Genomic DNA, 24,458 nt, shown 5'->3' with positions numbered 1-24,458 from the left:
CCTCCGGCGCCGTTGCTTTTTGTCTTTCGGGATCTAGCGGTTGGTCGTCTCGACCTCGATCCCGTCACGACCCGCGCGGACGGTCGTGCTGTCGCCGGCGCGGACTTCAGGGCGTTCCACCACGACAGTCGGGGGCGCGACGGGCACGGGCACGGCGACCTCGCGGGTTTCCACGATGGTGCGGGTTTCAGGCGCAGCGGCCGGCGCGGCCGCCTGTTCAGCGGCGGGTGCGGCTTCCTGCTGCGTGCAGGCCGCGGCGCCGAGGGCGAGGGCTGCGAGGGCGCTGGTCGCGACGATACGGGAAATGGCGGTCATGGCGTGGGCTCCGGATGGACGTTCCCATCCAAACACCCGCTGCGTTCGCCGGTTCCGGCTACGCTTTCTCTAGTGCAGGCTGACGGACACAGGTTCCCATGGCAGGGCGGGCTGGATGGTCGCCGGGAAGCTGATGCGTACGCCGCAGCCGGTGGCGCCCCGGGTGATCAGGAGTTCGCCGCCCAACTGCTCCGACACGGCCTCGAACAGCGGGATGTCGCGCGGCGGCGCGACATTGCCGTCGCCCGTGGCCACCAGGTTCAGCGTCCGCTGATCGCCGGTGTCGGCGAGTATCACAGCCAGGCTGGTGGCCGAGGCGCATCCCTTGAGCGTGGTCAGATACTCTAGCAGCACCAGTCCCAGCGCCGTCGCATGCTCCAGCGGCACGTCGAGATCGCCCCCGGCGATGCGAACCTTTTCGACCGGCAGACCGCCGCGGGAGGCGGAGGCCTGAACCAGCTTGTGGGCGAAGGCCTCGAACGGAATGCGGCGGTCGGGATTGCCTGTGAATTCGCGGTGCGCGCGGGAGATCAGCAGGGTGCGCGAGGCGGCGTTGGTGAGGACGCGCGAGACCATCGGATCGGCCTCTTCGCGGGCGCGCAGCTGGAGGATGGCCGAGATCAGCTGCAGGTGGTCGGTCGTCCTCTGGGCGTGCTCGTGGAACAGTTCAGCCTGCCCGGTGGCCAGCGCCTCGACCCGCGCATGGGTGGCGGCCAGCAGGGCGAACTGGGCCCGGATCGTGCTGAGGATGTGGATCAGCAGCAGCGACGATACCAGGAAGAAGGCCAGCGCCACCAGCCCGCGGCCATCGACGTTCCAGTGCAGGGGCACGGGGCCGAGGAAGGCGTAGACGATCGCCGTCGAAAGGCCCGTAGCCAGCAGGGCGGGACCCGCGCCCAGCCAGTAGGCGGCAAGGATCACCGCCGGATAGAAACAGGTGTAGCCATAGCCGTTGCCCATGGCCGAAGACAGCGTCAGCCGGACCGCCAGCGCCAGCAGGACCAGCACTCCGGCGGCCCAGTAGCGCGCGCCCGGAACGGCCTGCAGCCGCGCCAGAACGGCCGCGGGACGGGGCGTCAGCGAAAAGACCGGTGCAGTCATGCTCTCACTCCGGCTCTCAGGCGGCGGCGTCAGCCGTCTTGCGACGCAGCTCGATCAGACGCACGCACCAGATCGAGATTTCATACAGGAGCACCAGCGGCACTGCGAGCATCAGCTGGCTGATCGGGTCGGGTGGGGTCACGATAGCGGCCACCACGACCACGGCGACGATGGCGTACCGGCGGCCCTCGGCCATGACCTTCGACGAGATGATGCCGGCCAGTCCCAGCAGGGTCATGACGATGGGGAGCTGGAAGCACAGGCCGAAGGCCAGCAGCAGGGCGGTGACCAGGTTCAGATATTCGGAGATCTTGGGCAGCAGGGCGACCGACACGCCTTCGCCGACGACCTGCTGGCTCAACGAGAACCACATGACGAACGGCAGCATCACAAAATAGACCAGCGCGCCGCCGAGCAGGAAGAGCAGGGGGGCGGCGAGGAGGAAGGGCAGGAAGGCGCCCTTCTCGTTGCGGTACAGGCCGGGCGCCACGAAACGGTAGAGCTGATAGGCCAGCATCGGGAAGGCGAGGACCACGGCCCCGAAACCGGCGATCTTCATCTTGGTGAAGAGCTGTTCGAGCGGCGCGGTCGAGATCAGTTCCACGGTCGACTTCCCGCCCGCGGGTATCGGCTTCAGCCAGGCCGTCGCCTCGATCAGGTCGATCGGAGAGGCGCCGTGCCCGTCCGGTCCGGCTGCGGCATGCAGCGCCGCCGCGACCTGGAAGGGATGGATCAGGAACAGCTGGATCTGGGATGCGAAGTAGAAACAGACGAGGAAGGCGAGCACGAAGGCGATGACGCAGACCACCAGCCGGCCACGCAGCTCGATCAGGTGATCCATCAGGGGCGCGCGCGACGCCTCGATCTCATCCTCGTCGCGATCCAGGGCGCTCACGGCTCGACCTTCCGGGCGCGGACGGGTTTGGCCTTGGCGTCGGCAGCCTTGCGCGAGGCGGCGGGTTTGGCGGCGGCCTTCGGCTTCGCAGGTGTCTTGCGGGCCGGCTTCTTCACCGGCTCGGCGACGACGGCCGGCGCATCCAGCGGCGCCATGACCGGCGGGCTGTCGGGCCATTCGTCAGGCGCGGACAGCATGGGCGCATCCAGCGGCTTGTTCAGATCGTTGCGGATTTCCCGGAAGGCTGCGTCGGCGTCGGCGCCCAGGGCGTGGAGGCCCTGATGCGTGCGCAGCGCCTCGACCTCCTTACGCAGCTCGTCCAGCTCGGACTGCCGCGCCATCTCGTCGAAGCTGGAGCGGAATTCGTTGGCCATGCCGCGCGCCTTGGCGACCAGCTTGCCGAGCTTCCGCAAAAGCAAAGGCAAGCGTTCGGGGCCCACGACGACGAGGGCCACGATTGCGATCACCAGATATTCCAAGCCCCCGATGCCGGGACCCAAACCACCCATCCGTCAGGTCTCCGACGTCAATGCGGCTTACGACTTCAGGTCTTCTTTTTCGGCGTCGGTGCGGGGCAGGGCGCCCGCGCGCTCGTCGCGGGGCTTGTCCTCGTCGGTGTCCTTGAGGCCGTCCTTGAAGGCTTTCACGCCCTTGGCGGCGTCCCCCATCAGGCCCGACAGCTTGCCGCGACCGCCGAACAGCAGAAGCACGATGATGGCGACGATGGCCCAGTGCCAGATGCTGAATGAACCCACGGACAACTCTCCTCAGTCAGGCCGGGTCGGCCCGGTCGAAATCTCTCGCCGCATATAGGCCGTTCAGTGGCGCGACGCCAAGCGAACCTGTTAGGACGCGCCCATGAGTCACGTCATCATCCACACCGACGGCGCCTGCAAGGGCAATCCCGGCCCCGGCGGCTGGGGTGCGATCCTTCAGACCGGCGGCGGCCACGAGAAGGAACTGTGGGGCGGCGAACCGCTGACGACCAACAACCGCATGGAACTGATGGGGGCAATCAGCGCGCTGGAGGCCCTGACCCGGCCGTGCCGCGTCGATCTGCACACCGACAGCAAATACGTCATGACCGGAATCACCGAATGGATCCGGGGCTGGAAGGCGCGCGGCTGGAAGACGGCCGACAAGAAGCCGGTCAAGAACGAGGACCTGTGGCGGCGTCTCGACGAGGCCCGCGCCCGGCACGACGTCAAATGGCACTGGGTGAAGGGCCATGCCGGCCACGAGCTGAACGAGCGCGCAGACGGTCTGGCGAATCGCGGGATCACGGAGATGCGGGGCTAGGCGCTCCGCACCCTCAGCTTCGAGCCGTCGACACGGTCGACGATCACGCTCTCGCCGATCAGCGGCCCCGCGCCGTCGATCTCGGCCACCCACTCGGCGCCCGAGACGAACACCCGTCCGCGGCCGTCCACGAACGGCTGGACGACCTGCGCCCGCTGGCCGACGAGGCGGCTGTCACGGGCGTTGATGTCGGGGCTGTCGCTGGGGTTCACGCGCTGGATCAGGCGGCGCGACAGCAGGGTCATGGCCACGGTCAGGACCGCGAACAGGGCGACCTCGCCGACGACGCCCAGCGGCAGGCCGAGGGCGGTGACCACGGCCACCATCCCCGCCGACACCGCCGGCCACAACAGCCACTCGGTCGAGAAGGCGGCCTCGACCGCCAGCAGGATCACGCCCAGGGCCAGCCAGATCCAGAACGGCTGGGCGGCGTGCAGGTCTGTCAGGGCTTCCATGGATCAGGTCCTCGGAACGGCGGGACGCGGGGGACGCGGGGGCGCGGGAGGCTTGGGCGGAGCCGGCGGGGCGTCGCGGCGCACTTCGGTGCGGCTCTGCTGCTGTTCGCGGGCCAGGCCGACCAGTTCGCCCAGGCCGGCGATGGTGCCGACCAGTCCGCTCATCTCGGCGGGGACGATGACGGTCTTGGCGGTCGGGTTGCGCGCCAGTTCGGCGAATGCCTCGACGTATTTCTGGGCCACGAAGTAGTTGATCGCGTTGACGTCGCCGCGGGCGATGGCTTCCGACACCATGGCGGTCGCCTTGGCCTCGGCCTCGGCGGCGCGTTCACGGGCCTCGGCGTCGCGGAAGGCGGCTTCCTTGCGGCCCTCGGACTGGAGGATGGCCGATTGTTTGGCGCCCTCGGCGCGCGCGATGGCGGCCTGTTTCTCGCCCTCGGCCTCGGTGATGACGGCGCGCTTCTCGCGCTCGGCCTTCATCTGGCGGGCCATGGCGTTGGTGATGTCCGCCGGCGGGGTCAGGTCCTTGATCTCGATCCGGTTGACCTTCACGCCCCAGGGCTCGGTCGCGGCGTCGATCACGGTCAGCAGCCGCGAGTTGATCGAGTCACGCTGGAACAGGACCTCGTCCAGCTCCATCGAGCCGACCACGGTTCGCAGGTTGGTCATGCACAGCTGGGTGATGGCGTAGGGCAGGTTCTCGACCCGATAGGCGGCGGCCGAGGCCTCCATCACCTGGATGAAGACAATGGCGTCGACCTTCACCATGGCGTTGTCCTTGGTGATGACCTCCTGCTGGGGCACGTCCAGGACCTGCTCCATCATGTTCATGCGCCGGCCGATCCGCTCGACGAAGGGCGTTAGGATGCTGATGCCGGGCGACAGGGTGCGGGTGTATTTGCCGAACCGCTCGACGGTCATCTCGCGCCCCTGGGGCACGATCTTGACCACGCTGAACAGCAGAACGAAGGCCAGCGCGACCAGAGCGAGGGTGAAGATAACTGACGTGTCCATAAAGCCTCCCAAATCCCGTTCAGGTTAGCACCCTGTGACCCGCGCGCCACAGAAACCGGACATGGCCATGATGACATCCATGTAATGAAAAGGGGCGGCCCCCGTCGGAAGCCGCCCCTGCAGTCCACGCTGACGCGTCGAACTATTCCTCGATGATCAGTTCCTCGCCTTGCAGTTCGCAGAAATTGACCTCCGCGACCTGAACCGAATCGCCGTCCGAGAAGTCGGCGCGGATGTCGTAGACGCATTCCGGCAGACCATCGTCGATCGAGATCTCGAAGCTCTCGCCAGAGCCCAGAACGTCGGCGCCGAAGATGTCCTCTTCCCACTCATTGGTCGAAGGCAGGGAGATGAACAGGGCGGTCAACACGTGCTCGGTGCCGTTGGTCAGGGTGAAGTCGATGGAGTCGGTCTGGGCCGTGGCGGCCGGCGCAAGCAGGGCGGCCGAGGCGGCGAGCGCCGCCACGAGACTACGGATGTGCATGATGGTGTTCCCCAACCGGCCGATCGCCGGACGGGGACCTTGTCACGTCGCAGAACGCGGGTCGCGTCCCAAATCACGGGACGCTGCGGCCATGGCGATGATCCGGTGCGTCTCCGACCAGCTGACCAGCGCCTCGACCTCGTCCAGCGGCACGAATCGCGCCTCGGTCGCATCATCGCCGGCGAGCGGTTCGCCCGACATCCATCGGGCGGCGTAGTCGATCAGCACATAGTGGCGGCGTGCTTCCGGGAATACGCCGTCGACGACGTCGATCAGGCCGGTGATCTCGGCCTCGACGCCCGTTTCCTCGCGCAGTTCCCGCAGGGCGGCGTCGACGGCGCGTTCGCCCGGCTCGATCCGACCGCCCGGAAGGCTCCATTCGCCTTGCCGGGGCGGCGTTCCACGCCGGATCAGCAGTACCTCGTCGCCGCGCAGGCAGACGACGCCGACGGCGGGAACAGGCGACGGCAGGGCGGTGGTCATCGCGCCAACGTGGCTTGACCCTTTCGCTGCGTCCATGACTTTGAGACAAGGGATTCATGACCCCGCCCTCCGCCGCCGCGCTCCAAACCCTGAAATCCGCGGCCGGAACCGGCGGCTGGACCGACGACCCGGCCGAGATCGCGCCATGGCTGACGGAGTGGCGCAACCGCTGGCAGGGGCATACCCCGCTGATGTTGACGCCGCGCTCGACGGAGGAGGCGGCCCGGCTGGTCGCCATCTGCGCCGAGCACCGCGTCGCCATCACCCCTCAGGGCGGCGACACCGGTCTGGTGGGTGGCCAGATTCCCTATGGCGAGGTCCTGCTGTCGACGCGGAAGCTGCGTGCGATCCGCGATGTGACTCCTCTGGACGACGCCATGACGGTCGAGGCCGGCGTGACCCTGCTGGAAGCCCAGCAGGCCGCCGCCGCCGCCGACCGCCTGTTCCCGCTCAGCCTCGCGGCCGAGGGCACGGCGACCATCGGCGGCGTGGTCTCGACCAACGCCGGCGGCACCGCCGTCATCCGCTACGGCGTCATGCGCGATCTGGTCCTGGGTCTGGAGGCCGTGCTGCCGGACGGCCAGATATTCCACGGCCTGAAGCGGCTGCGGAAGGACAACACCGGCTATGACCTCAAACAGCTGCTGATCGGCGCCGAGGGCACGCTGGGGGTCGTCACCGCCGCGACCGTGAAGCTGTTTCCCGTCATGCGCAGCCGGGCCACCGCCATGGTCGGGCTGGAGACGCCGGCCGCCGCCATCGACCTGCTGGCCCGAGCCAAGGCCGAGACCGGCGGGGGCGTGGAGGCCTTCGAACTGATGAAGCGGATCGGCATGGGCTTCGTCCTGGCCAACATTCCGGACACCCCCGAGCCGCTGGACAGCACCCCGCCCTGGTACGTGCTCATCGAGCTGGTCTCGGGCGAACCCGGCGCCGCCGACGCCGCCATGGAGCGGCTGCTGACCCACGCCTTCGAAACCGGCCTGATCACCGACGCCGCCATTTCCCAGAACGACGCCCAACGCGCCGCCTTCTGGAAGGTGCGCGAGGAGCAGTCGGCGGCCCAGAAGCCCGAAGGCGGCGGCTGGAAGCACGACGTGTCCGTGCCGGTCTCGCGCATCGCCGACTTCCTCGAGGAGGCGACCACAGCCGTGGAGCGCTTCCATCCGGGCGCTCGGGTCAGCGCCTTCGGCCATGTCGGCGACGGCAATATGCACTACGACGTGCTGTGTCCCCTCGGCGGCGACCTTCCGGCCTTCCTCGCCCGCTGGGCCGAGGGCTCGCAGATCGTCCACGACATAGTGGCCCGCTACGATGGCTCCATCTCGGCCGAACACGGGCTGGGCCGGCTGAAGACCGAGGAGGCTCGCCGCTACAAGTCTCCGCTGGAAATCGCGGCCATGCAGGGCATACGCGCCGCCTTCGATCCGAACCGCATCATGAACCCGGGCGTTCTGTTCTGATCGCCCGGCTTGCCCGCACAACCTGTTCGGCCTAGCCATGCCGCCTCGATTCAACACCGCCGGAGCCCGCTCATGACCCTCGCCCTCCTGTTCCCGGGACAAGGCAGCCAGTCGGTCGGCATGGGCGCGGCCCTGGCCGACGCCTTCCCCTCGGCCCGCTCCGTCTTCGCCGAGGTCGATGAGGCCCTGGGCCAGAATCTCAGCCAGCTGATGCGCGAGGGTCCCGAGGACCAGTTGACCCTGACCGAGAACGCCCAGCCGGCCCTGATGTCGGTCTCGGTGGCGGCGATGCGGGTGCTGAGGACCGAGTTCGACTTCGATCTGGCGAAGGCAACGTACGCCGCCGGCCATTCCCTCGGCGAATATTCGGCCCTGTGCGCGGTTGGAGCGATCTCGCTGGCGGATACGGCGCGCCTGCTGAAGCTGCGCGGTCAGGCCATGCAGCGCGCCGTGCCCGTGGGCCGGGGCGCCATGGCCTCGCTGATCGGACCGAAAACCGACCTCGCGCTGGCGGAAGAGGCGGCGAAGGCCGGCTCCGAGGTCGGCGTCTGCGTCGTGGCCAATGACAACAACAACGGCAATGTCGTCATCTCGGGCGACAAGGCCGCCGTGGACCGCGCCATCGAGAAGGCCAAGGAGCTGGGCGCGCGGGCCATTCCGCTGAACGTTTCGGCGCCCTTCCACTGCCCGCTCATGCAGCCTGCCGCCGATGAAATGGCCACGGCCCTGGCCTCGGCGACCATCGTCGCGCCCTCGGTCGCCGTGGTCGCGAATATCACCGCTCGCCCGGAAACCGATCCCGAGGTCATCCGGCGCCTGCTGGTCGAACAGGTCACCGGCCGCGTCCGCTGGCGCGAAAGCATGGAATGGATGGCGGGCGAAGGCGGCGTCACCCGCTTCGCCGAGATCGGCTCGGGCAAGGTCCTGACCGGCATGGCCAAGCGCATCGCCCCCGACGCCGAAAGCACCGCCCTGAATACGCCCGAAGAGCTGGAAGCCTTCGCCACGTCGTTCTGAGACACAAGGAAAAGAAGATGTTCGATCTCACTGGAAAGACTGCGCTTGTCACCGGCGCGACGGGCGGCATCGGCGGCGCTGTTGCTCGCGCCCTGCACGCACAGGGGGCGACCGTCGTCCTGTCCGGCACGCGTGAGGCGGTGCTGCAGGATCTGGCGAAGGAGCTCGGTGAACGCGCCTTCGCAGCCGCCGCCAACCTGTCCGACGCCGAATCGGTCGACGGCCTGATCGCCCGCGCCGAGGAAGCCGCCGGCGCTCCGCTGGACATCCTGATCGCTAACGCCGGCATCACCAAGGACGGCCTGCTGATGCGGATGAAGGACGAGGACTTCCAGGACGTCATCAAGGTCAATCTGGAGAGCTATTTCCGCCTGTCGCGCGCCGCGATGAAGGGGATGATGAAGCGCCGCTCGGGCCGGATCATCGGCGTGACCTCGGTGGTCGGCGTCACCGGCAACCCCGGCCAGACCAACTATGCCGCCTCCAAGGCCGGCATGATCGGGTTTTCCAAGTCGCTGGCCCAAGAGGTGGGCTCCAGGGGCATCACCGTGAACTGCATCGCCCCGGGCTTCATCGCCTCGCCGATGACGGACGTCCTCAACGACGCCCAGCGCGAGACCATTCTCAAGAACATCCCGTCCGGCCGCCTCGGCACGGGCGACGAGATCGCCGCCGCCGCCGTCTATCTGTCCTCGGACGAAGCCGCCTATGTCACGGGCCAGACGCTGCACGTGAACGGCGGCATGGCGATGATCTGATCCTGGCGGGGCTATTTCCCGCCAGCTCGGCTGTGCTAAAGGCCACGCAACCGACAGGCCTGAGTCTTCGTTGAAGGCTTGCGCCGTCGCCGCTGTCGTCATACGGCAGTGACTGAGACAACAGCCGCCCCGGCGGCCCTAAAAGCAGAGACTCCCATGTCCGACACCCTGGAACGCGTCCGCAAGATCGTCATCGACCACCTGGACGCCGATCCGGAAAAGGTCGTTGAAAAAGCCAGCTTCATCGACGATCTGGGCGCCGACTCGCTCGACAACGTCGAGCTGGTGATGGCCTTCGAAGAAGAATTCGACATCGAAATCCCGGACGACGCCGCCGAACACATCCAGACGGTCGGCGACGCCGTGAAGTTCATCGACGAGAAGCTGGCCGGCTGATCGCCGCCACCTTCGATACGGCTTTGATGGCCGCCGTGGCGCGCCCCTAGCGGGGCCGCCCGGCGGCCATTACTGTTTGGGGTCAGGATTCTGTAGCGAGGAGCGCTCATGCGCCGCGTCGTCGTCACCGGTCTCGGTCTGCTTACGCCCCTGGGCTGGGGCGTGGACCACAACTGGAAGGGCATTCTCGAGGGTCGCTCGGGCATCGGCCCGATCACCAGCTTCGACACCGAAGGCTACGGCTGCACCATCGCGGGTGAAATCCCGTCCGTGGACGGCCGCGGCGGCGGCGCGCCCGGCCAGCCCGGCGTCTTCGACCATGAAAAGGTGATGTCGCCCAAGGACCGCAAGCGCGTCGACGACTTCATCGTCTACGCCATCGCCGCCGCGGACGAGGCCCTGGCCGATTCCGGCTGGAAGCCCGAGACAGAGGAACAGCGCGAACGGACCGGCGTCATGGTCGGGTCGGGCATCGGCGGCCTGGGCCCCATCGCCGACACCGCCATCATCCTCAAGGAACAGGGCCCGCGCCGCGTCAGCCCCTTCTTCATCCCCTCGGCCCTGATCAACCTGACCAGTGGCCAGATCTCGATCCGCCACGGCCTCAAGGGCCCCAACCACTCGGTGGTCACGGCCTGCGCCACCGGCGCCCACGCCATCGGCGACGCGGCCCGGATGATCATGATGGACGACGCCGACGTCATGGTGGCCGGCGGGGCGGAAAGCTCCATCGTTCCCATCGGCATCGCCGGCTTCCTGGCCTGCAAGGCCCTGTGCACCGCCTATAATGACCAGCCGGAGAAAGCCTCGCGGCCATGGGACAAGGACCACTCCGGCTTCGTCATGGGCGAGGGCGCGGGCATCGTGGTGCTGGAAGAGTACGAGCACGCGAAGGCGCGCGGCGCGACCATCTACGCCGAGGTCATCGGTTATGGCCTGAGCGGCGACGCCTACCACATCACCGCCCCGGCCGAGGACGGCAACGGCGGCTATCGCGCCATGCAGATGGCGGTGAAGCGGGCCGGCATCGAGGTCTCCGACATCGACTACGTCAACGCCCACGGCACCTCGACCATGGCCGACTGGATCGAGGCCGGCGCCATCGAGAAGCTGATGGGGGATCACGCCCCCAACGTGGCCCTGTCCTCGACCAAGTCCATGACCGGCCACCTGCTGGGCGCCGCCGGGGCTATCGAGGCCATCTTCTGCATCCTGGCCATCCGTGACCAGATCGCGCCGCCGACGATCAACCTCGACAATCCCGAGCAGGAAACCGCCCTGAACATGGTCCGCGACAAGGGCCAGCCGATGGAGATCGACGTCGCCATGTCGAACAGCTTCGGCTTCGGCGGCACCAACGCCACCGTCATCTTCCGCAAGGTGAGCTAGGTGGGGGTCGAACGGAGATCGGGCCGCAGGACCGCCTTCCTGGCCGCCACGGCCACCCTCAGTCTGTTCATCATCGCCGCCTTGGTCGCGGCTTGGAGCGTCTTCTACGCACCCGGGCCTGCTGCGCGCGATGGTCGCGAGACCACCATCGTCACCCTGCCCAGCGGCGCGGGCGTTTCGGCCATCGCCGCGACGCTCAAGTCGGCGGGCGTGATCCGCTCCACCGACATGTTCAAGGCCGCCGCCACCATGACCGGCGCTGACCGCAAGCTGCGGGCGGGTGAATATGAGGTGCCCAGCAAGGCGTCCCTGCGCTCCGTCATCGTTCTGCTGGTCGAGGGTCGGGTCGTCCGCCACTACGTGACCCTGCCGGAGGGCTGGTCCTCGGCCCAGGCGGTAGACATTCTCAACCGGCAGCCGATCCTGATCGGCACCGTCGACGTCACCCCGGATGAAGGTTCCCTGTGGCCCGACACCTATGAAGTCAGCCGGGGCGAGACCCGCAATGCCGTGGTCGCCCGCATGCGCCGCGCCCGCGACGAGAATCTCGCCCGCCTGTGGGCCGCCCGCAGCCCGACAACGGTCGTGCGCACGCCCGAGGAGGCCATGGTGCTGGCCTCGATCGTCGAGAAGGAAACCGGTCTGGCGGCCGAACGTCCGCGCGTCGCCGCCGTCTTCACCAATCGCCTGCGCGCCGGCATGCGGCTCGAGAGCGATCCCACCATCGTCTACGGCATCACCCGCGGCCGCCCGCTGGGCCGGGGCATCCGGCGCTCGGAACTGGACCGCGCGACGGCGTGGAACACCTACCAGATCGACGGCCTGCCCCCGACGCCCATCGCCAACCCCGGCCGCGACGCCGTCGCCGCCGTCCTCAACCCGCCCCGCAGCGACGAACTGTTCTTCGTCGCCGACGGTACTGGCGGACACGTCTTCGCCCGCACCTATGACGAACACCTGACGAATGTCGCGCGCTGGCGCGAGATCGAGCGGCGCAAGGCCGGCCTTCCCCCGGAAGCCGCACCGCCCGCTGTGCCCGGTACGGTTCCCGGCGTTCCCAACGCTCCGACCGACGCCGCATCGGGCGCGGCTGCTCCTGCGGGTGTCGCGGTTCCCCCGGGCGCGCGGGTCATCACCATCCCGCAAGCGACCCCGGCGCCCGCCCGATGAGCCAGATCTCCGGCATGACCGGCTTCGGGCGGGCGGACGGCGCCCAAGGCGACTGGACATGGTCCGTCGAGGCTCGCTCGGTCAACGGCCGCAACCTGGAGGTCCGCTTCCGCGGCCCGCCCGGCTTCGACACGCTGGAGCGCCACGCCAAGGCCTCGGCCCAGACCCGCCTGAACCGTGGTCAGGTGACCTTGGGCATTCAGGCAAAGCGCGCCGAACAGGGCGCCGCCTCGCTGAAGGTCAACCAGGACATCCTCGCCCGCTACCTCGCCCTGGCCAACGAGCTGGCGGAGGAGGGGGCGACGCCGCCTTCGGCCGATGGCCTGCTGTCGCTGCGCGGCGTGCTGGAAGCGCCGGAGGAGGCCGACGACGCCGACGCCCGCGCCGCCGTCGAGGCCGCCATGGCGACCACCATCGATCAGGCGCTGGACGCCCTGAAGCTGTCTCGCGACCGGGAGGGCGGCCAGCTTCTCCCCGTGATCACCGACTTCATCGACCGTATCGACGCCCTGACCGCGCAGGCTGAAACCGAGGCCGTCGCCCAGACCGACGCCATCCGCGAACGCTTCACCCGCCGCATGACCGAACTGGCCCCCGATGCGCCGGGCCTTCAGGACCGCATCTTCCTCGAGGCCGCCGCCCTGGCGACCAAGGCCGACGTCCGCGAGGAGCTGGACCGGCTGACCGCCCACGTCGCCTCGGCCCGCACCCTGTTGCAGCAACCCCCCGCCGGCCGAAAACTCGACTTCCTGATGCAGGAATTCATGAGAGAGGCGAACACCCTCTGCTCGAAATCGGCTACGACCGCGCTCACCGGAATCGGCCTCGAGCTAATGTCGAATGAACGCACGCCCCGCCGCGGCGTCCTCCTGATCGTCGCCAGCCCGTCAGGCGCCGGCAAGACCAGCCTGTGCCGCCGCCTGATGGCCGACCACGGCGGGCTTGAGCTCTCCATCTCCATGACCACCCGCGGCATCCGCCCGGGCGAGGTCGCCGACCGCGACTACCACTTCGTCGACGACGCTGAATTCCAGCGCCTGATCGACGCCGACGCCTTCCTCGAATGGGCCGATGTCCACGGCGCCCGTTACGGCTCGCCGCGCGCCCCGATCGACAAGGCCCTGTCCGAGGGCCGCGACGTCCTGTTCGACATCGACTGGCAGGGCGCGCGCGACATCGCTGTGAAATGCCCTGAGGATGCTGTCCGCGTCTTCATCCTGCCGCCCAGCCTCGAGGAACTGCGCCGCCGTCTGGTGACCCGCTCGCAGGACGCGGAAGAAGTCATCGAACGCCGCATCGCCAACGCCAAGGGCGAGATCGAGCACTGCGGGGACTTCGACTACATCTTCGTCAACGACGACTTCGACCGCAGCTATGCCGAACTGGCGCACATCTATCACGCCGAACGCTCGAAGCGGTTCCGCAACGTCTGGGTCGAGGCCTATCGCAACGCCCTGCTGGAAGAGGCGGTCTAGGCGCGCGGGTCACAACACCCTGGAACTGGGCCCAAGCCCGGCGCCGTCGATCAGCAGGTCCGTCACCGCCGAGACCAGCGCATCGGCCCGGTCCCGCCACCGGCTCGCCCCGGTGCGCTCGTCGAACCGGGCATCGTCTGTCGCCTGAGAAGCCGTTTGAAGGCTGACAATAGAGGGCGCTCCCGCGAGGGAGCGGCTCTTTTGCCTACGGAGCGGCGTGAGGAATGGTCGTACAGGAGGGCTGAGTCTTGCTCTCGGGTCCGCCACCGCTACTAATGAGCGGCGGGGTGCGATTGTGGTGGCGCCCCCCGGATCAGATTCTGCAGCCGATACCAGTCGGCATGCTGCTGTCAGGAGAGAGTATGCGCAACACGGTCGCCTCATTGGCTGTTGGCGTTCTGCTTGTCGGATGCGCCAACCCCGGTTCCGAACGGATTGAAACGTCTGCTGCCTTGCAGAGCCGCGCTCCGGCTGCCTCTGTCTGGCTCCTTGAGGACTGCGGGACAAATTATATGGGGTGCGTCACGGTAAGTGAGCACGCCACATCCGGCGATTGCCGCAGAGCGCTCCAAGCCAATCCGGCCCCGGCCGGACGCGTGCGCGGTTGCCGGCCAAGAGGCTGACCGCGGCGGGCAAGCAGACAGACGCCGTCAGCCCTTGGAGGCGGTTCAGTCCTCCCGGAGCTTTGGTCTGGAACCGACCGTGACCCAATGCGAGGCTTCGCTTCCCAGGGTGACCGTAGGCGCGTAGGGCGGCGCCATGCCGGTGTATTGGAGGGTTCGAACCTCGATGCGGTCTCCCGGCGATCGATTGGCGATCACATCGTCCAGGTCAGCTCTTGAACTGACGCTGACACCGTCAACCTCGGTAATGATCATTCCAGGCTGCAGGCCAGCCTGGCCCAGTGGGCTGTTCGGTATGATTCCACCGAGCAGCAGGCCGGTTTCGTTGGTGACATTGAGAGGATAGGCGCTGCGGACGAACGGGAACGTATAGGGCAACCCGGCATAGGCGCCCAAGGTGGGCTCGTCGATTTCATGCCCGAGAATGCGTACCGCGGTGACGGACTCGCGCTGCACCGTGACCGTCTTCGACTGGTCCCACGTCCGCATCTCAGTCGTGACGACTTCGAAGTCGACAGTCCGTCTGAAGTTGTCTGTCCGTGAGTCGTTATTCTGCGAGAATCTGACGCCCTTCGCCATGAAGGTCGCATAGTCCCCCTCGTTCAGGGCTGCGGCTGCCCCTACTGCGTCCGTCTCCAGATCTTCTGAACCATTGGTGAGCGCGTCGGCATATTTGCGATGGGCTTCGGCCAGCGCCGTGTTTCCGTTGGCTTCTGCAGCGACGGCGGCCTCCCTGTGATTTTCGATAGCCCGCTGCTTCGACAGGGTCGGGAAGAACAGGTTTTCGAAGTCGGCGATCATCGAATCGTCCGCGTCGAAAGTAACGATGCTGGTCCCTTCGATAACCTCCCGGTCCTCGTTCAATCGCAAGGTTTGATCGAGAGAACTCTTCATCCGCGATTTCCGGCTACCTATGCCGAGAACCCGCCATCCCGAGCTTCTGGATTTCGCTGTGGCCTTCTGCGTCTCTCGCAGGAAGGTCTGGACAGATTGTCTGCTGTCGAACCGGGCGTTGACTGTTCTGTTGAGTGTATCATTGAACTTGTATCGGGCCCGGACTTCGTAGTTGCCGCCCCTGACAAGATTGCAGTTGTAGATACTTGGGCGTCTGTAGGTGAGATTAAGATTGCCGTTATTGCCCACCGTTGACCCGGGGTACTCCGAGATCGCGACCCGTTCGCCGTCGACGTACAGATCAAGCGCCAGTTCATTCAGTGTGGCGAACGAGACGTTGTATCTGTCGTACGTTGCTCGCCAGAGGTTCTGTTGATCGAGGAAGCCCTTGTACTGGCCTTCGCGCAGGGATCTGACGGCGGCGTAGACCCCCGGCATGGTCGCACCGGGCCCCCACATCGCGGGATTGCCCATCCCGTCAACGGGCCAGTCCGGATAGAAGTATTGCGGGTTCTCGCCTGAGAGGGCGGCTCCGACCGCGACTTTCTGGGTCGCGTTCGGCAGGGCCGCCCTGACCCGCACCGTGAAAACTATGGATTGCGCCGGCTGCACGGAGCAGTCGCTCGGCGTGTACGTATTGCCAACGTCGTTGATGAACCGCACCCCGTCGGTCGCGATCGTAAACGAGGGCATCAAATACATACGTGGGGGTACGGTAGGGGAGCCCGCATTCAGCGGCTGCGCGAAGCCGACGATGCTGTACTCGGTCAGTCGGGTCGGGCTGACCTGTTCATAAAACCCCTGCACCCTTCGCTCTAGCGAGTTCGGGGGCACCTGAGCCAGAGCGGTGGAACCAGTAGCCAATAGGCATGCCGACGCGATAGCCAGACCAACACGCATTCGTTGTCTCCCTGTTGCGCGACACCCTCCGACGAAGCTCTGCAGTCGTCAAGTTTCGATGGTTTGTGAACTCTCGGGGGCAGATACGTTGCGGATGCGAAGGGAAGCGGTCCTCGTGCGGGTGTCGGTGCGTGCCCGATGACCGCGGCGCCCCGGATGTAGCGGCTCTTTACCGGTTGCGGCGCGGCCACTCGTTTCCAGGGTTCGGACCGACTAGGCTAGCGCTCTTGCGAGCCTCAAAAACCCCGCCCCGTCCACCACCTCCGCCCGCGCGTCCGGCTCGATCCCCGCCGCCTCGCAGAGCGCCGCCCCGCCCAGCGTCTTCAGGCTCGACCGCAGCATCTTGCGCCTCTGCCCGAACGCCGCCGCCGTGACCCGTTCCAGCCGCTTCAACGTCTCCGCGTCCGGGCGATCCGCGCGGGGGACCAGATGCACCACCGCGCTCGCCACCTTGGGCGGCGGGGTGAAGGCGGCGGCGGGCAGGTGCATGACCAGACGCGCCTCGCACACCGCCTGGCTGATCACCGCCAGCCGGCCATAGGCGTCGTCGCCCGGGGCGGCGACAATCCGCTCGGCCACTTCCTTCTGGAACATCAGGGTCAGGGCGTGGGGCGTCCACGGGCCCGTAAGCCATTTGATCAGCAGCGGCGTGCCGACGTTGTAGGGCAGGTTGGAGACGACATGCGCCGGCCCCTCGACCAGTTCGGCCTCGCGCACTTTCAGCGCGTCGGCCTCGACCACGGTCAACCGCCCCGAACTGTCGTCCAGCTCGGCCAGCAGGGGGAGGAAGCGGGGATCCTTCTCGACCAGCACCACCTTGCCGGCGTCGCTCTCAAGCAGGGCGCGAGTCAGGCCGCCAGGTCCGGGGCCGACTTCAATGACCGCGCGACCCTCGAACGGGCCGGCCAGACGGACGATCTTCCGCGTCACGTTCAGGTCCAGCAGGAAATGCTGACCGAAGCTCTTCTTGGCCGACAGCCCGTGGGCGTCGAGGGTTTCGCGGAGGCTGGGGAGATCGGTCACACGCGCTGCTTACAGCGCCGCGCGCGTCGCCGCCATCTGTCCGGCCAGACGGATGGCCGCGATCAGGCTGTCGGCCCGCGCCACCCCCTTGCCGGCGATGTCGAAACCGGTGCCGTGGTCGGGCGAGGTGCGGATGACGGGCAGGCCCAGGGTCGTGTTGACCCCGCCCCAGAAGTCCAGCGTCTTGACCGGGATCAGGGCCTGGTCGTGGTAGAGGCACACGACTGCATCGTAGGTCGCGCGCGCGTCGTCGTGGAACAGGGTGTCGGCGGGCAGGGGATCGGTGATCGTGATCCCCTCGGCGCGCAACAGCGCGACCGCCGGGGCCAGCACCTCGATCTCCTCCAGCCCGATTGAGCCGCCTTCGCCCGCATGCGGGTTCAGGGCGGCCAGCGCCAGCCGGGGCGCCGCGACGCCGAAGTCGCGCTTCAGGGCTTCCTGTACGACCCGCGCCGTGCGGGTGACCCGCTCGACCGTGACCAATTCCGGCACCTCGGCCAGCGGCGAATGGATCGTGACCAGACAGGCGCGCAGGTCCTTCGCCGTCAGCATCATGACCGGGCCCCGCGTGCCGGAGAACGGCGCATCGGCGGTCAGTTCGGCGATGAACTCGGTGTGTCCGGGGAAGCGGAAGCCGGCGGCGTAGAGCGGGGCCTTGGCGATCGGGGCGGTGACCACGCCGGACGCCTCACCCGACATGGCGAGATTGACCGCCTGCTCGATCCAGTCGGCGACGGCGCCGGCATTGGCGGCCTCGGGCCGTCCGGCTGTGACCGCGGCGGGCAGGGGGATGTCCAGCACCGGTATGGCGCGTCCGAATACGGCGGCCGCCTCCGAACCCGCCAGGACGGTCTGTACCGGCTGGCCCTGCGCGCGCAGCAGGGCGGCGTCGCCCACGACGACAAAGACCGGGCCTTCGGCCTTCAGGGCCGTCCAGGCCGCGGCGATGATCTCGGGTCCCACGCCCGCCGGTTCGCCCATCGAGAGGGCCAGCGGCGCGGGCCCGGTCATCACTTCATCTCGATGAGGGCGTCCTCACGCAGGTCGCGCATGTAACGCTTGGCCAGGGTCGAGAGGTTCTGGCGGAACAGCTGGCCTTCCACCGCGCGGGCGTCAGGCGCCTCGACCCCGCCGGCGCGGCGTCCGCAGACGCCCAGCAGGTGGACGCCCAGCGGCGTGCGGACCGGGGTGCTGACAGAGCCGACCTCGGCGGAACGGGCCACCTGCTGGAACTGCGGCGCCAGGTTCTGCACATCGGCCTCGCCCAGATCGGAGCCCAGAAGGCCCTGTTCGGACGTCGCGCGCGCCAACATGGTGTCGCAGGTCAGTTGCGGCCGCAGGGCTTCCAGACGGGCCGTAGCGGCGGCCACGTCCGCATCGCTGGCGGTTTCCGGCAGCTCGACCATGATCTGCTTCATCTGAACCAGGCTGGCCGAGGCGCCGTCGCGCTTGTCGCGCATATAGACGATGTAGACCCCGCCATCGACGGGGATGGGCCGCGACAGCTGGCCGACCTCGAGTTGATCCAGCGCCTGCTGCAGGGCCGGCTGCATGGTGCCTTCGACGACCCAGCCGGCGTCGCCGCCGCGGGTGGCCGACGGGGCGGCCGAGAACTGCTGGGCGACCGCCTGGAAGGGCGCGCCCTGGACCATCTGCTGCACCAGCTGGGTCGCGCCATTCAGCGCGGCCTGCGGGCCGCCCACGCGGCTGGCCTCGATGTAGATTTCGCCGATCAGATACTGCTTCTTCGACGCGGCTTCGGAGGCCTGGCGCAGGGCGGCGTCGATTGCGGCCTTGCTGACCCGGGCGCGGCTCTGGAAGCGGCCGCCGACCAGCTGCCCCCAGCCGATCTGGGTGCGGAGCTGTTCGCGCAGGGTCGAGGGGCGGATACCGCCCTGGGCGAGGAATTCGATATAGGTCGCCGGCGAGGCGCCGACTTCCTGGGCCATCGTGGCCAGTTCTGCGTCGACTTCTTCGTCGGAGACGACGAGGTCTTCGTACTTGGTCAGCTCCTGGGCCTGCAGCCGCTCGTCGACCAGCAGGTTCAGGGCCTGCTGTTGAATGGCGGGGATATTTTCGGGCGTCGGCTGGACCTGGGTCATGGCGATCAGCAGCAGCATGCGCTGACGCAGGTCGAAGCCCGTGATGACGCTGTCATTGACCGTGGCCAGGATGCCGTCGGACATCTGGAACGCCGGTGCGACCGGCGCCGCGACCGGGGCCGCCTCGGCCGCCGGATTCAGGGTGCCAGCGGCGGCCGGGGCCTGTACCGGCGCGGTCTGCGCCACGGCCGTACCGGCCAGGAGGGCGGCCATCGCCACGCCCGTCATATAACGCATCAAACCCATGTCAGTCCGTATTCCTCAAGCGGCGTTGGCCCGGATTCAATCCGGATAATCTTTCCGCGCGCCCCCGGGTCACGCGGCGTCCAGCGCCTGTCGCAGCGTCAATACCCTGTACCGCCGAAAGTGGCGAGGTTTAGGCGCACATAGATGCCCTCTGAGGGGCCGGTGGGGCGGACGCGGGTGTTGTCGCGCCGCCAGCCGAGTTCGAACCGGAAACAATCGTCATCGAACAGCAGTCCGATATCGGAGCGGGTGATCTCGTCCTGTTCGAGATCAGCGATGCCGGCGACGGTCACGCCCCAGTTGCCGTAGATGAACTGCTGGCCTGACAGCTGGACGAATTCGTAGTTGCGATTCAGCGGACCTTCGACCGGATTGGACCGGTCGATGATGTAGCTCACGGTCGCCAGATTACGGCGGCCCCAGCGTCCGTCGGCAGACACTTCGGCGCGGCGCACCTCGCCCGACGAATCGATCGTGGCGTGGCCCCAGCCGCGAATACGGTCGGAAGGCGCGAACGTCCCCTGAACGACCCAGTCCGACGTGGTCGTCGCGAGTCCTGAAGGATCGTAGAGCAGGTTCGGCGCGTCGGGCACGGGGACCCGGAACCCGGGCTCCTCGGCGTCGCGCAGGCTGCGCCCGACGAACAGGCTGGCTTCCCGGCCTTCATCCCAGCGCATGGTGGCCCGCATGCCGGCCGTAAAGCGCAAACCGCCCTCCAGCAGGTCGTAGCCGGGGAATCGGTCGGTCCGGAACAGTGAGCTCTGGTCGAGTTCCAGCGTCTGGCTGTCCTCGTTCGGAATACTGGGGTCCAGATCCGGATCGGTTGACGCCGAAAACTGCGCCATCGGCTCGAGGATCAGATCGGCGGTGTCGCTCATGCGCCGGATCAGTGGATAGCTGACATCCAGACCGGCGGTGGCGCGTCCGCGCGTGATGGTTTCATCGTCCAGGCCCATGCCGGGCGGCAGATCGGAGACCGAATAGGCGTCGGCCCGCACGTCGACGAAGGGTTCCCACCGGATCCCGGCGCGGGAGATCATGGTCCGGCGCCACTCGGCCTGGCCCGAAATCCGGCGGCTGTCCACGCCGGGCAGGCCGACGACCGATCCGGGCGGTATGGCTTCGGGCCGCAGGACCGGGCTGCCGACATAGTTGTCGCGATACAGCGAGACAGCGGTGCTCCGCAGCCTCAGGCGGCCGCCGAGCACGGGACCGTCAGGCTCCCAACGCGCCTCGATCAACGGCGCGACGAACGGCAGGCTGCCGTCGGCCTCGAATTCGTTCAGGCCCGGCGCGTCCTCGTTCGGCACGGCCACGCGAAGGCTCTGCAGGTCAAAGGCGGCGATCGAGAAATAGGACCGCAGGGTCTGGCGCTCGGCATAGACCTGACTGATCAACCGGCGACGGTCGCCGTAGTAGAGGCCATTGTCCTGATACGGATCGTGGATGTCGTAGCGGTCGAACAGTGTCTTGTCCGACGTCCGCTCGGCGGTGAAACCGGCGCGCCACGGACCCTCGGGATCGAACCGGCCATACGCCAGCAGATAGCTGCGGTGCTCGGCCTCGATCGGAATGTCGGGCAGGGAATCGGGGTCGGCGCCGTCGAAGTCGCCGAAATTCTCTTCGTAGGTATAGCCCGCCCGGGCCACCACGGTCGCGTTCGAGAACCGGCGGCGCCACTGGAGGTTCAGGAAGGGCGCCACGTCGGTGTTGAACTGGGGGCTGATCAGCCAGTCTTCCGACGGCGAGATGACGCGCAGATAGGGCGTCTCCAGGCTCAGGCCCCGCCCGTCGTCATAGCTGGGAATGGGGACCAGAAAGCCCGAGGCGCGCTCAACCGTCGGATCCGGATGGGCGAAGTAAGGCAGGTAGAGCACCGGCACGCCGCCCAGCCGGAAAACGGCGTTGCGATACAGGACCGCCCGCAGTTCCTCGTTCTGGACGACCTTCTCCGCCTGGATCGAGATGCTGGGCTGTTTCGGCCGTCCTTCCGCGTCGCAGATAGGGCAGGGCGTGAAGATCGCGTAGTTCAGCTCGTTGACGTTTTCGCTCCGCCGCACGGCGGTCGCGGCCATCAGGCTGCTGCCGTTGGCGAAGCGGCTGGCGAGGTCGACCGCGACGCCCGCCTTCATGTCCGAGTCGAGCTCGAGATAGCTGGCGAAGATCACCGTGCCGCCGGCGTCGGTGAACTCGACCCGACGATTGGCCGTCGCGACGCCCTGCGCCAGATCATAGCTGATCTCGCCGGCTCTCAGGGTCGAGCCCCGGAATCGCGCCAGAACCCGGCTGTCATCGGCGCCGCTGGCGGTGATGACATCGCCTTCGCGCGAGGCGGCGTCGGCCTCGAGATAGAGCGCGTCCGGGGTCAGGCCGTCGGGGCCGGCCACGTTCGGCGGCGGTGTGGCCGCGGCGGGCGCCGTCTGCGCGTGTGCGATCGATGCCGACATGGTCAGGGCGACGGCGGCCGCGCCGGCCAGAAGCCGGCGGCGCAAGGCTGCCGTGTCGGGCGCGCGGCGGTCACGCTGCATGCAAAAAATCACTCTGGCCGTGGAGGGGCGACGAGGGTTCGCTTAGCCGTCTTCGGTATAGAACAGCAAGGTGAAGGCGGCGAGCGCGGTCAACAAAGGCGGCAGCCATGCCGCCAGCCAAGGCGGGATGACCTCGGCCGAACCAAAGGCCGAGGCGGCCTGATTGACGAAGAAGAAGCCGAATCCGAGCACCACGGCCGCGACGCTCATCCTCGCCAGATCGCCCAGCCGCATCAGTCTCAGCGAGAAGGCGGCGGCCAGAATGGACATGGCCGCGAACATAAGGGGCGTCGCCAGAAGCTGCTGCAATCGCAGCCGGTAGGCCGTGGACGAGAAACCCGCGTCCTCAACACGCGCGATCTGCCCCGGCAGGGACCAGAAGGAGGTGGACTGGGGGCGGGCGAACCGCTCGAACGCCTCGTCATCCGCAAGGCTCGAAGGCAGATCCAGCGTCGCGTAACGCACGGCGCGCTGGCCGATCTGGGCCCCGACCGCGTCGACCAGACGCCAGCGGCCGGCGGCGAGCGTGGCCGAGGCGGCGTCGATCCGCTCGGAGAAGGTGCGCATCCCCGCCGTGTCGGTCGTGTAGATGAAGAAACTCACGCCCAGCAGGCGGGCGTTGGTGCGGTCCTGCCGGGCTCCGCGGATGACCATCTGCCGGGTGTCATCGCCTTCACGGATCCAGATGGCCTGTTCGGCGTCGCCCGCGGTCGCCGATCCGGACAGGCGCGACCGCTCGCGCTGGAACAGGCCGTCCGCTGAGGCGGCCAGCGGTCCCAGCGCAGCCACCGTCAGCACGCCGAACATCAGGGCCGCGCCGGCCGCGGGCAGGACGAACCGCCAGGCCGAGACGCCGGCCGCCCGCATGGCGATCAGCTCGCTGCGCCGGTTCAGCCCGACGAAGGCCGCCAGCGTCCCGAACAGGAAGACGAACGGAAGCAGCTGGACGATCACCTGCGGCGACTTCAGCAACATCAGGCCGAGGATGTGGGGCGCCGACAGATCGACGTCGGATCCGACTCCGCGCGAAATCTCCACGAAGTCGATCAGCATGATCAGGGCGCTGATGATGCCCATCGCAACGGCCAGAGAGCGCGCCTGCTGGAGCAGGACATAACGCTCGATACGGCCGAGGCGGAGCCACGGAACGGGCAGGGCGATACGGCTCACGCGAACCTCGCCTTCAGCTGGTCCAGCATGGGCCATGAGCGGCTGTGGCGGGGCTTCAGCGCCCGGAACAGCAGCCTCAGCGCGATAACGGTCGCGAGGATCGGCAGCAGATACTGGAAGATGTTCAGCCATCCGTTCCACGCGCTCGCGGACACGATGCCGTAGCCGGCCACGCGTACGATCAGGAAGGCGCCGGCGGCCTTGGCGATTCGCAGGCTGTAGCCCGTGCGGCTGAACTGGCCCCCCATGATCGCGGTCAGGGCCATCGCCATGGCCATCAAGGCGTACAGGGGGGTGGACAGGCGCGAATGGCCCTCGGCCACCAGTTCACCGGCCGATCCCACGGTCTCGAGGTCCTGGGGCGACGGATTGAATAGCTGCGGCAGATACAGGTCCGACGGCTTGTAGCGAATCCGGTCTGTCAGGTTCGCATAGGGGGCAAGGTCGACCACGGTGCGCCCGAACGAGATGTATTCCAGCACGCCGCGCGACGAATAGCTCTGCCGCGACCCGTTCAGCAGGGTCAGCACGGGCGTGCCGTCGATTCGTCCGAACCGGGCCTCGGCGGCGTCCCATGTCGTGACCTTGTCGCCCTCGTCGACGTAGACGAACAGGTTCTTCAACAGGCCGTTCTGTTCGATCTGCTGGACGTAGACGGTCAGGCCTTCGGGGCCCTGCACGAAACGGCCCTCCTCGATCAGCACGGCGGCCAGATCGGTGCGGATGGCGAAGGCCTCGGCGCGGGCCTGACGCTGGCCCCAGGGCTGCAGCACCGTGGTGATCAACAGGGTCAGCAGGGCGGCGATCACCGCCAGCCGGATCGCCGGCCGGATCGCCGACCAGCGCGTCACGCCCGAGGCGAAGACGGCGGTCAGTTCCTGCTCGCGCTGCAGCCGCGTCAGGGCGATCAGGGCGCCCACGAACATGCCGATCGGCACAATCACCGCCAGCAGCTGCGGCACAGCCAACAGGGTCAGTTTGATCATCACCCACAGGCTCTGACCGCGTTCGACGATGACCTCCAGCTGATCCAGGCTCTGGCTGAGAATGCCGATTCCGGTCAGCGCTGCGCACGCGCCGACGACGGGACGCGCGATCTGCCGGAAAAGATAGCCTTGGATCAGGGTCATGTTCGGGAGAAATCGCCCGTTGCAGGCGGCGGCGAGGGAGAGCATCTAATACACACCCGACCGCGCCGGTGAAACCGCGCGCGCTCATCCTTGTCGACACCATCACCGGGTGCGTAATGCCCGGCGGG

General features: G+C 67.7%; 24 protein-coding genes and 1 pseudogene. 9 read left to right on the top strand and 16 right to left on the bottom strand.

The features are described from left to right. Positions 1–33 precede the first annotated feature (33 nt). The 5 genes from ASD25_RS22235 to ASD25_RS22215 form a co-directional block, all read right to left on the bottom strand. Positions 34–315: a hypothetical protein gene (locus ASD25_RS22235; RefSeq protein WP_056620556.1), complete on the bottom strand. Its 282-nt coding sequence runs from the start codon at positions 313–315 to the stop codon at positions 34–36. A 69-nt stretch (positions 316–384) separates the two neighbouring features. Next, positions 385–1,416 carry a histidine kinase dimerization/phosphoacceptor domain -containing protein gene (locus ASD25_RS22230; protein WP_056620554.1) on the bottom strand — a complete coding sequence of 344 codons (1,032 nt, stop codon included), beginning with the start codon at positions 1,414–1,416 and terminating at the stop codon, positions 385–387. A gap of 16 nt (positions 1,417–1,432) precedes the next feature. Next, positions 1,433–2,311: a twin-arginine translocase subunit TatC gene (tatC, locus tag ASD25_RS22225; RefSeq protein ID WP_056620551.1), complete on the bottom strand. Its 879-nt coding sequence runs from the start codon at positions 2,309–2,311 to the stop codon at positions 1,433–1,435. After that, complete coding sequence (gene tatB, locus ASD25_RS22220; RefSeq protein ID WP_056620549.1) at positions 2,308–2,820, bottom strand: Sec-independent protein translocase protein TatB; 513 nt, start codon at positions 2,818–2,820, stop codon at positions 2,308–2,310. The genes tatC and tatB overlap by 4 nt, the downstream gene beginning before the upstream one ends. Positions 2,821–2,847: 27 nt before the next feature. Continuing rightward, complete coding sequence (locus ASD25_RS22215; RefSeq protein ID WP_056620546.1) at positions 2,848–3,066, bottom strand: twin-arginine translocase TatA/TatE family subunit; 219 nt, start codon at positions 3,064–3,066, stop codon at positions 2,848–2,850. 103 nt (positions 3,067–3,169) lie between these two features. Here ASD25_RS22215 and rnhA point away from each other — a divergent pair, with 103 nt between their 5' ends. Continuing rightward, positions 3,170–3,610, top strand: coding sequence for a ribonuclease HI (rnhA, locus tag ASD25_RS22210; protein ID WP_056620542.1), 441 nt, complete (start codon positions 3,170–3,172; stop codon positions 3,608–3,610). Here the strand turns inward: rnhA and ASD25_RS22205 are convergent. The 4 genes from ASD25_RS22205 to ASD25_RS22190 all read right to left on the bottom strand — a co-directional run bounded on the left by ASD25_RS22205 (position 3,607) and on the right by ASD25_RS22190 (position 6,046). After that, entirely contained in the window at positions 3,607–4,065 is a 459-nt protein-coding gene (locus tag ASD25_RS22205; RefSeq protein ID WP_056620540.1) for an NfeD family protein, read from the bottom strand. The genes rnhA and ASD25_RS22205 overlap by 4 nt on opposite strands. A gap of 3 nt (positions 4,066–4,068) precedes the next feature. After that, positions 4,069–5,079, bottom strand: coding sequence for an SPFH domain-containing protein (locus ASD25_RS22200; RefSeq protein ID WP_056620538.1), 1,011 nt, complete (start codon positions 5,077–5,079; stop codon positions 4,069–4,071). A 142-nt stretch (positions 5,080–5,221) separates the two neighbouring features. Beyond that, positions 5,222–5,563 (bottom strand): hypothetical protein, encoded by a 342-nt coding sequence (locus tag ASD25_RS22195; RefSeq protein ID WP_056620536.1) that lies wholly within the window; start codon positions 5,561–5,563, stop codon positions 5,222–5,224. A gap of 42 nt (positions 5,564–5,605) precedes the next feature. Then, on the bottom strand, positions 5,606–6,046 hold the full coding sequence (locus ASD25_RS22190) for an NUDIX hydrolase (protein WP_056620534.1): 441 nt from the start codon (positions 6,044–6,046) through the stop codon (positions 5,606–5,608). Between the two features lie 56 nt (positions 6,047–6,102). On the opposite strand from ASD25_RS22190, the gene ASD25_RS22185 reads away from it, so the two are divergent. The 8 genes and pseudogenes from ASD25_RS22185 to gmk all read left to right on the top strand — a co-directional run bounded on the left by ASD25_RS22185 (position 6,103) and on the right by gmk (position 13,714). Next, on the top strand, positions 6,103–7,509 hold the full coding sequence (locus ASD25_RS22185; protein WP_056620532.1) for an FAD-binding oxidoreductase: 1,407 nt from the start codon (positions 6,103–6,105) through the stop codon (positions 7,507–7,509). Between the two features lie 72 nt (positions 7,510–7,581). Beyond that, a complete protein-coding gene (fabD, locus tag ASD25_RS22180) occupies positions 7,582–8,526 on the top strand; it encodes an ACP S-malonyltransferase (RefSeq protein WP_056620530.1) in 945 nt (314 codons plus the stop codon). Positions 8,527–8,543: 17 nt separating this feature from the next. Further along, positions 8,544–9,284 (top strand): 3-oxoacyl-[acyl-carrier-protein] reductase, encoded by a 741-nt coding sequence (fabG, locus tag ASD25_RS22175; RefSeq protein ID WP_056620529.1) that lies wholly within the window; start codon positions 8,544–8,546, stop codon positions 9,282–9,284. A 156-nt stretch (positions 9,285–9,440) separates the two neighbouring features. Beyond that, positions 9,441–9,680, top strand: a complete 240-nt coding sequence (locus ASD25_RS22170) for an acyl carrier protein (protein WP_055830235.1) — start codon at positions 9,441–9,443, stop codon at positions 9,678–9,680. 108 nt (positions 9,681–9,788) lie between these two features. Continuing rightward, positions 9,789–11,069: a beta-ketoacyl-ACP synthase II gene (gene fabF / locus ASD25_RS22165; RefSeq protein WP_056620527.1), complete on the top strand. Its 1,281-nt coding sequence runs from the start codon at positions 9,789–9,791 to the stop codon at positions 11,067–11,069. Beyond that, positions 11,070–12,239, top strand: coding sequence for an endolytic transglycosylase MltG (gene mltG / locus ASD25_RS22160; protein ID WP_082572559.1), 1,170 nt, complete (start codon positions 11,070–11,072; stop codon positions 12,237–12,239). Beyond that, positions 12,236–13,072 (top strand): annotated as a pseudogene (locus ASD25_RS31355) (YicC family protein); the annotation flags it as partial. The gene mltG and the pseudogene ASD25_RS31355, both read left to right, overlap by 4 nt. Continuing rightward, a complete protein-coding gene (gene gmk, locus ASD25_RS31350) occupies positions 13,073–13,714 on the top strand; it encodes a guanylate kinase (protein ID WP_056621363.1) in 642 nt (213 codons plus the stop codon). It abuts the pseudogene before it with no gap. A gap of 668 nt (positions 13,715–14,382) precedes the next feature. On the opposite strand, the gene ASD25_RS22145 is transcribed toward gmk, so the two are convergent. The 7 genes from ASD25_RS22145 to ASD25_RS22115 all read right to left on the bottom strand — a co-directional run bounded on the left by ASD25_RS22145 (position 14,383) and on the right by ASD25_RS22115 (position 24,330). Beyond that, positions 14,383–16,131: a PDZ domain-containing protein gene (locus ASD25_RS22145; RefSeq protein ID WP_082572557.1), complete on the bottom strand. Its 1,749-nt coding sequence runs from the start codon at positions 16,129–16,131 to the stop codon at positions 14,383–14,385. Positions 16,132–16,344: 213 nt separating this feature from the next. Continuing rightward, positions 16,345–17,154, bottom strand: coding sequence for a 16S rRNA (adenine(1518)-N(6)/adenine(1519)-N(6))-dimethyltransferase RsmA (gene rsmA, locus ASD25_RS22140; RefSeq protein WP_056620523.1), 810 nt, complete (start codon positions 17,152–17,154; stop codon positions 16,345–16,347). A 9-nt stretch (positions 17,155–17,163) separates the two neighbouring features. Then, on the bottom strand, positions 17,164–18,165 hold the full coding sequence (pdxA, locus tag ASD25_RS22135; RefSeq protein WP_056620521.1) for a 4-hydroxythreonine-4-phosphate dehydrogenase PdxA: 1,002 nt from the start codon (positions 18,163–18,165) through the stop codon (positions 17,164–17,166). After that, positions 18,165–19,493: a peptidylprolyl isomerase gene (locus ASD25_RS22130; protein ID WP_235562841.1), complete on the bottom strand. Its 1,329-nt coding sequence runs from the start codon at positions 19,491–19,493 to the stop codon at positions 18,165–18,167. Before ASD25_RS22130 ends, pdxA begins: the two co-directional genes overlap by 1 nt. 107 nt (positions 19,494–19,600) lie before the next feature. Continuing rightward, positions 19,601–22,030: an LPS-assembly protein LptD gene (locus tag ASD25_RS22125; protein ID WP_056620519.1), complete on the bottom strand. Its 2,430-nt coding sequence runs from the start codon at positions 22,028–22,030 to the stop codon at positions 19,601–19,603. Positions 22,031–22,072: 42 nt separating this feature from the next. Further along, positions 22,073–23,200, bottom strand: coding sequence for an LPS export ABC transporter permease LptG (lptG, locus tag ASD25_RS22120; RefSeq protein ID WP_235562840.1), 1,128 nt, complete (start codon positions 23,198–23,200; stop codon positions 22,073–22,075). Then, positions 23,197–24,330, bottom strand: coding sequence for an LptF/LptG family permease (locus ASD25_RS22115; protein WP_056620518.1), 1,134 nt, complete (start codon positions 24,328–24,330; stop codon positions 23,197–23,199). Before ASD25_RS22115 ends, lptG begins: the two co-directional genes overlap by 4 nt. Positions 24,331–24,458 lie beyond the last annotated feature (128 nt).

Source organism: Brevundimonas sp. Root1423 (assembly GCF_001426805.1).
This window is presented reverse-complemented; position numbering and strand designations above follow the sequence as displayed.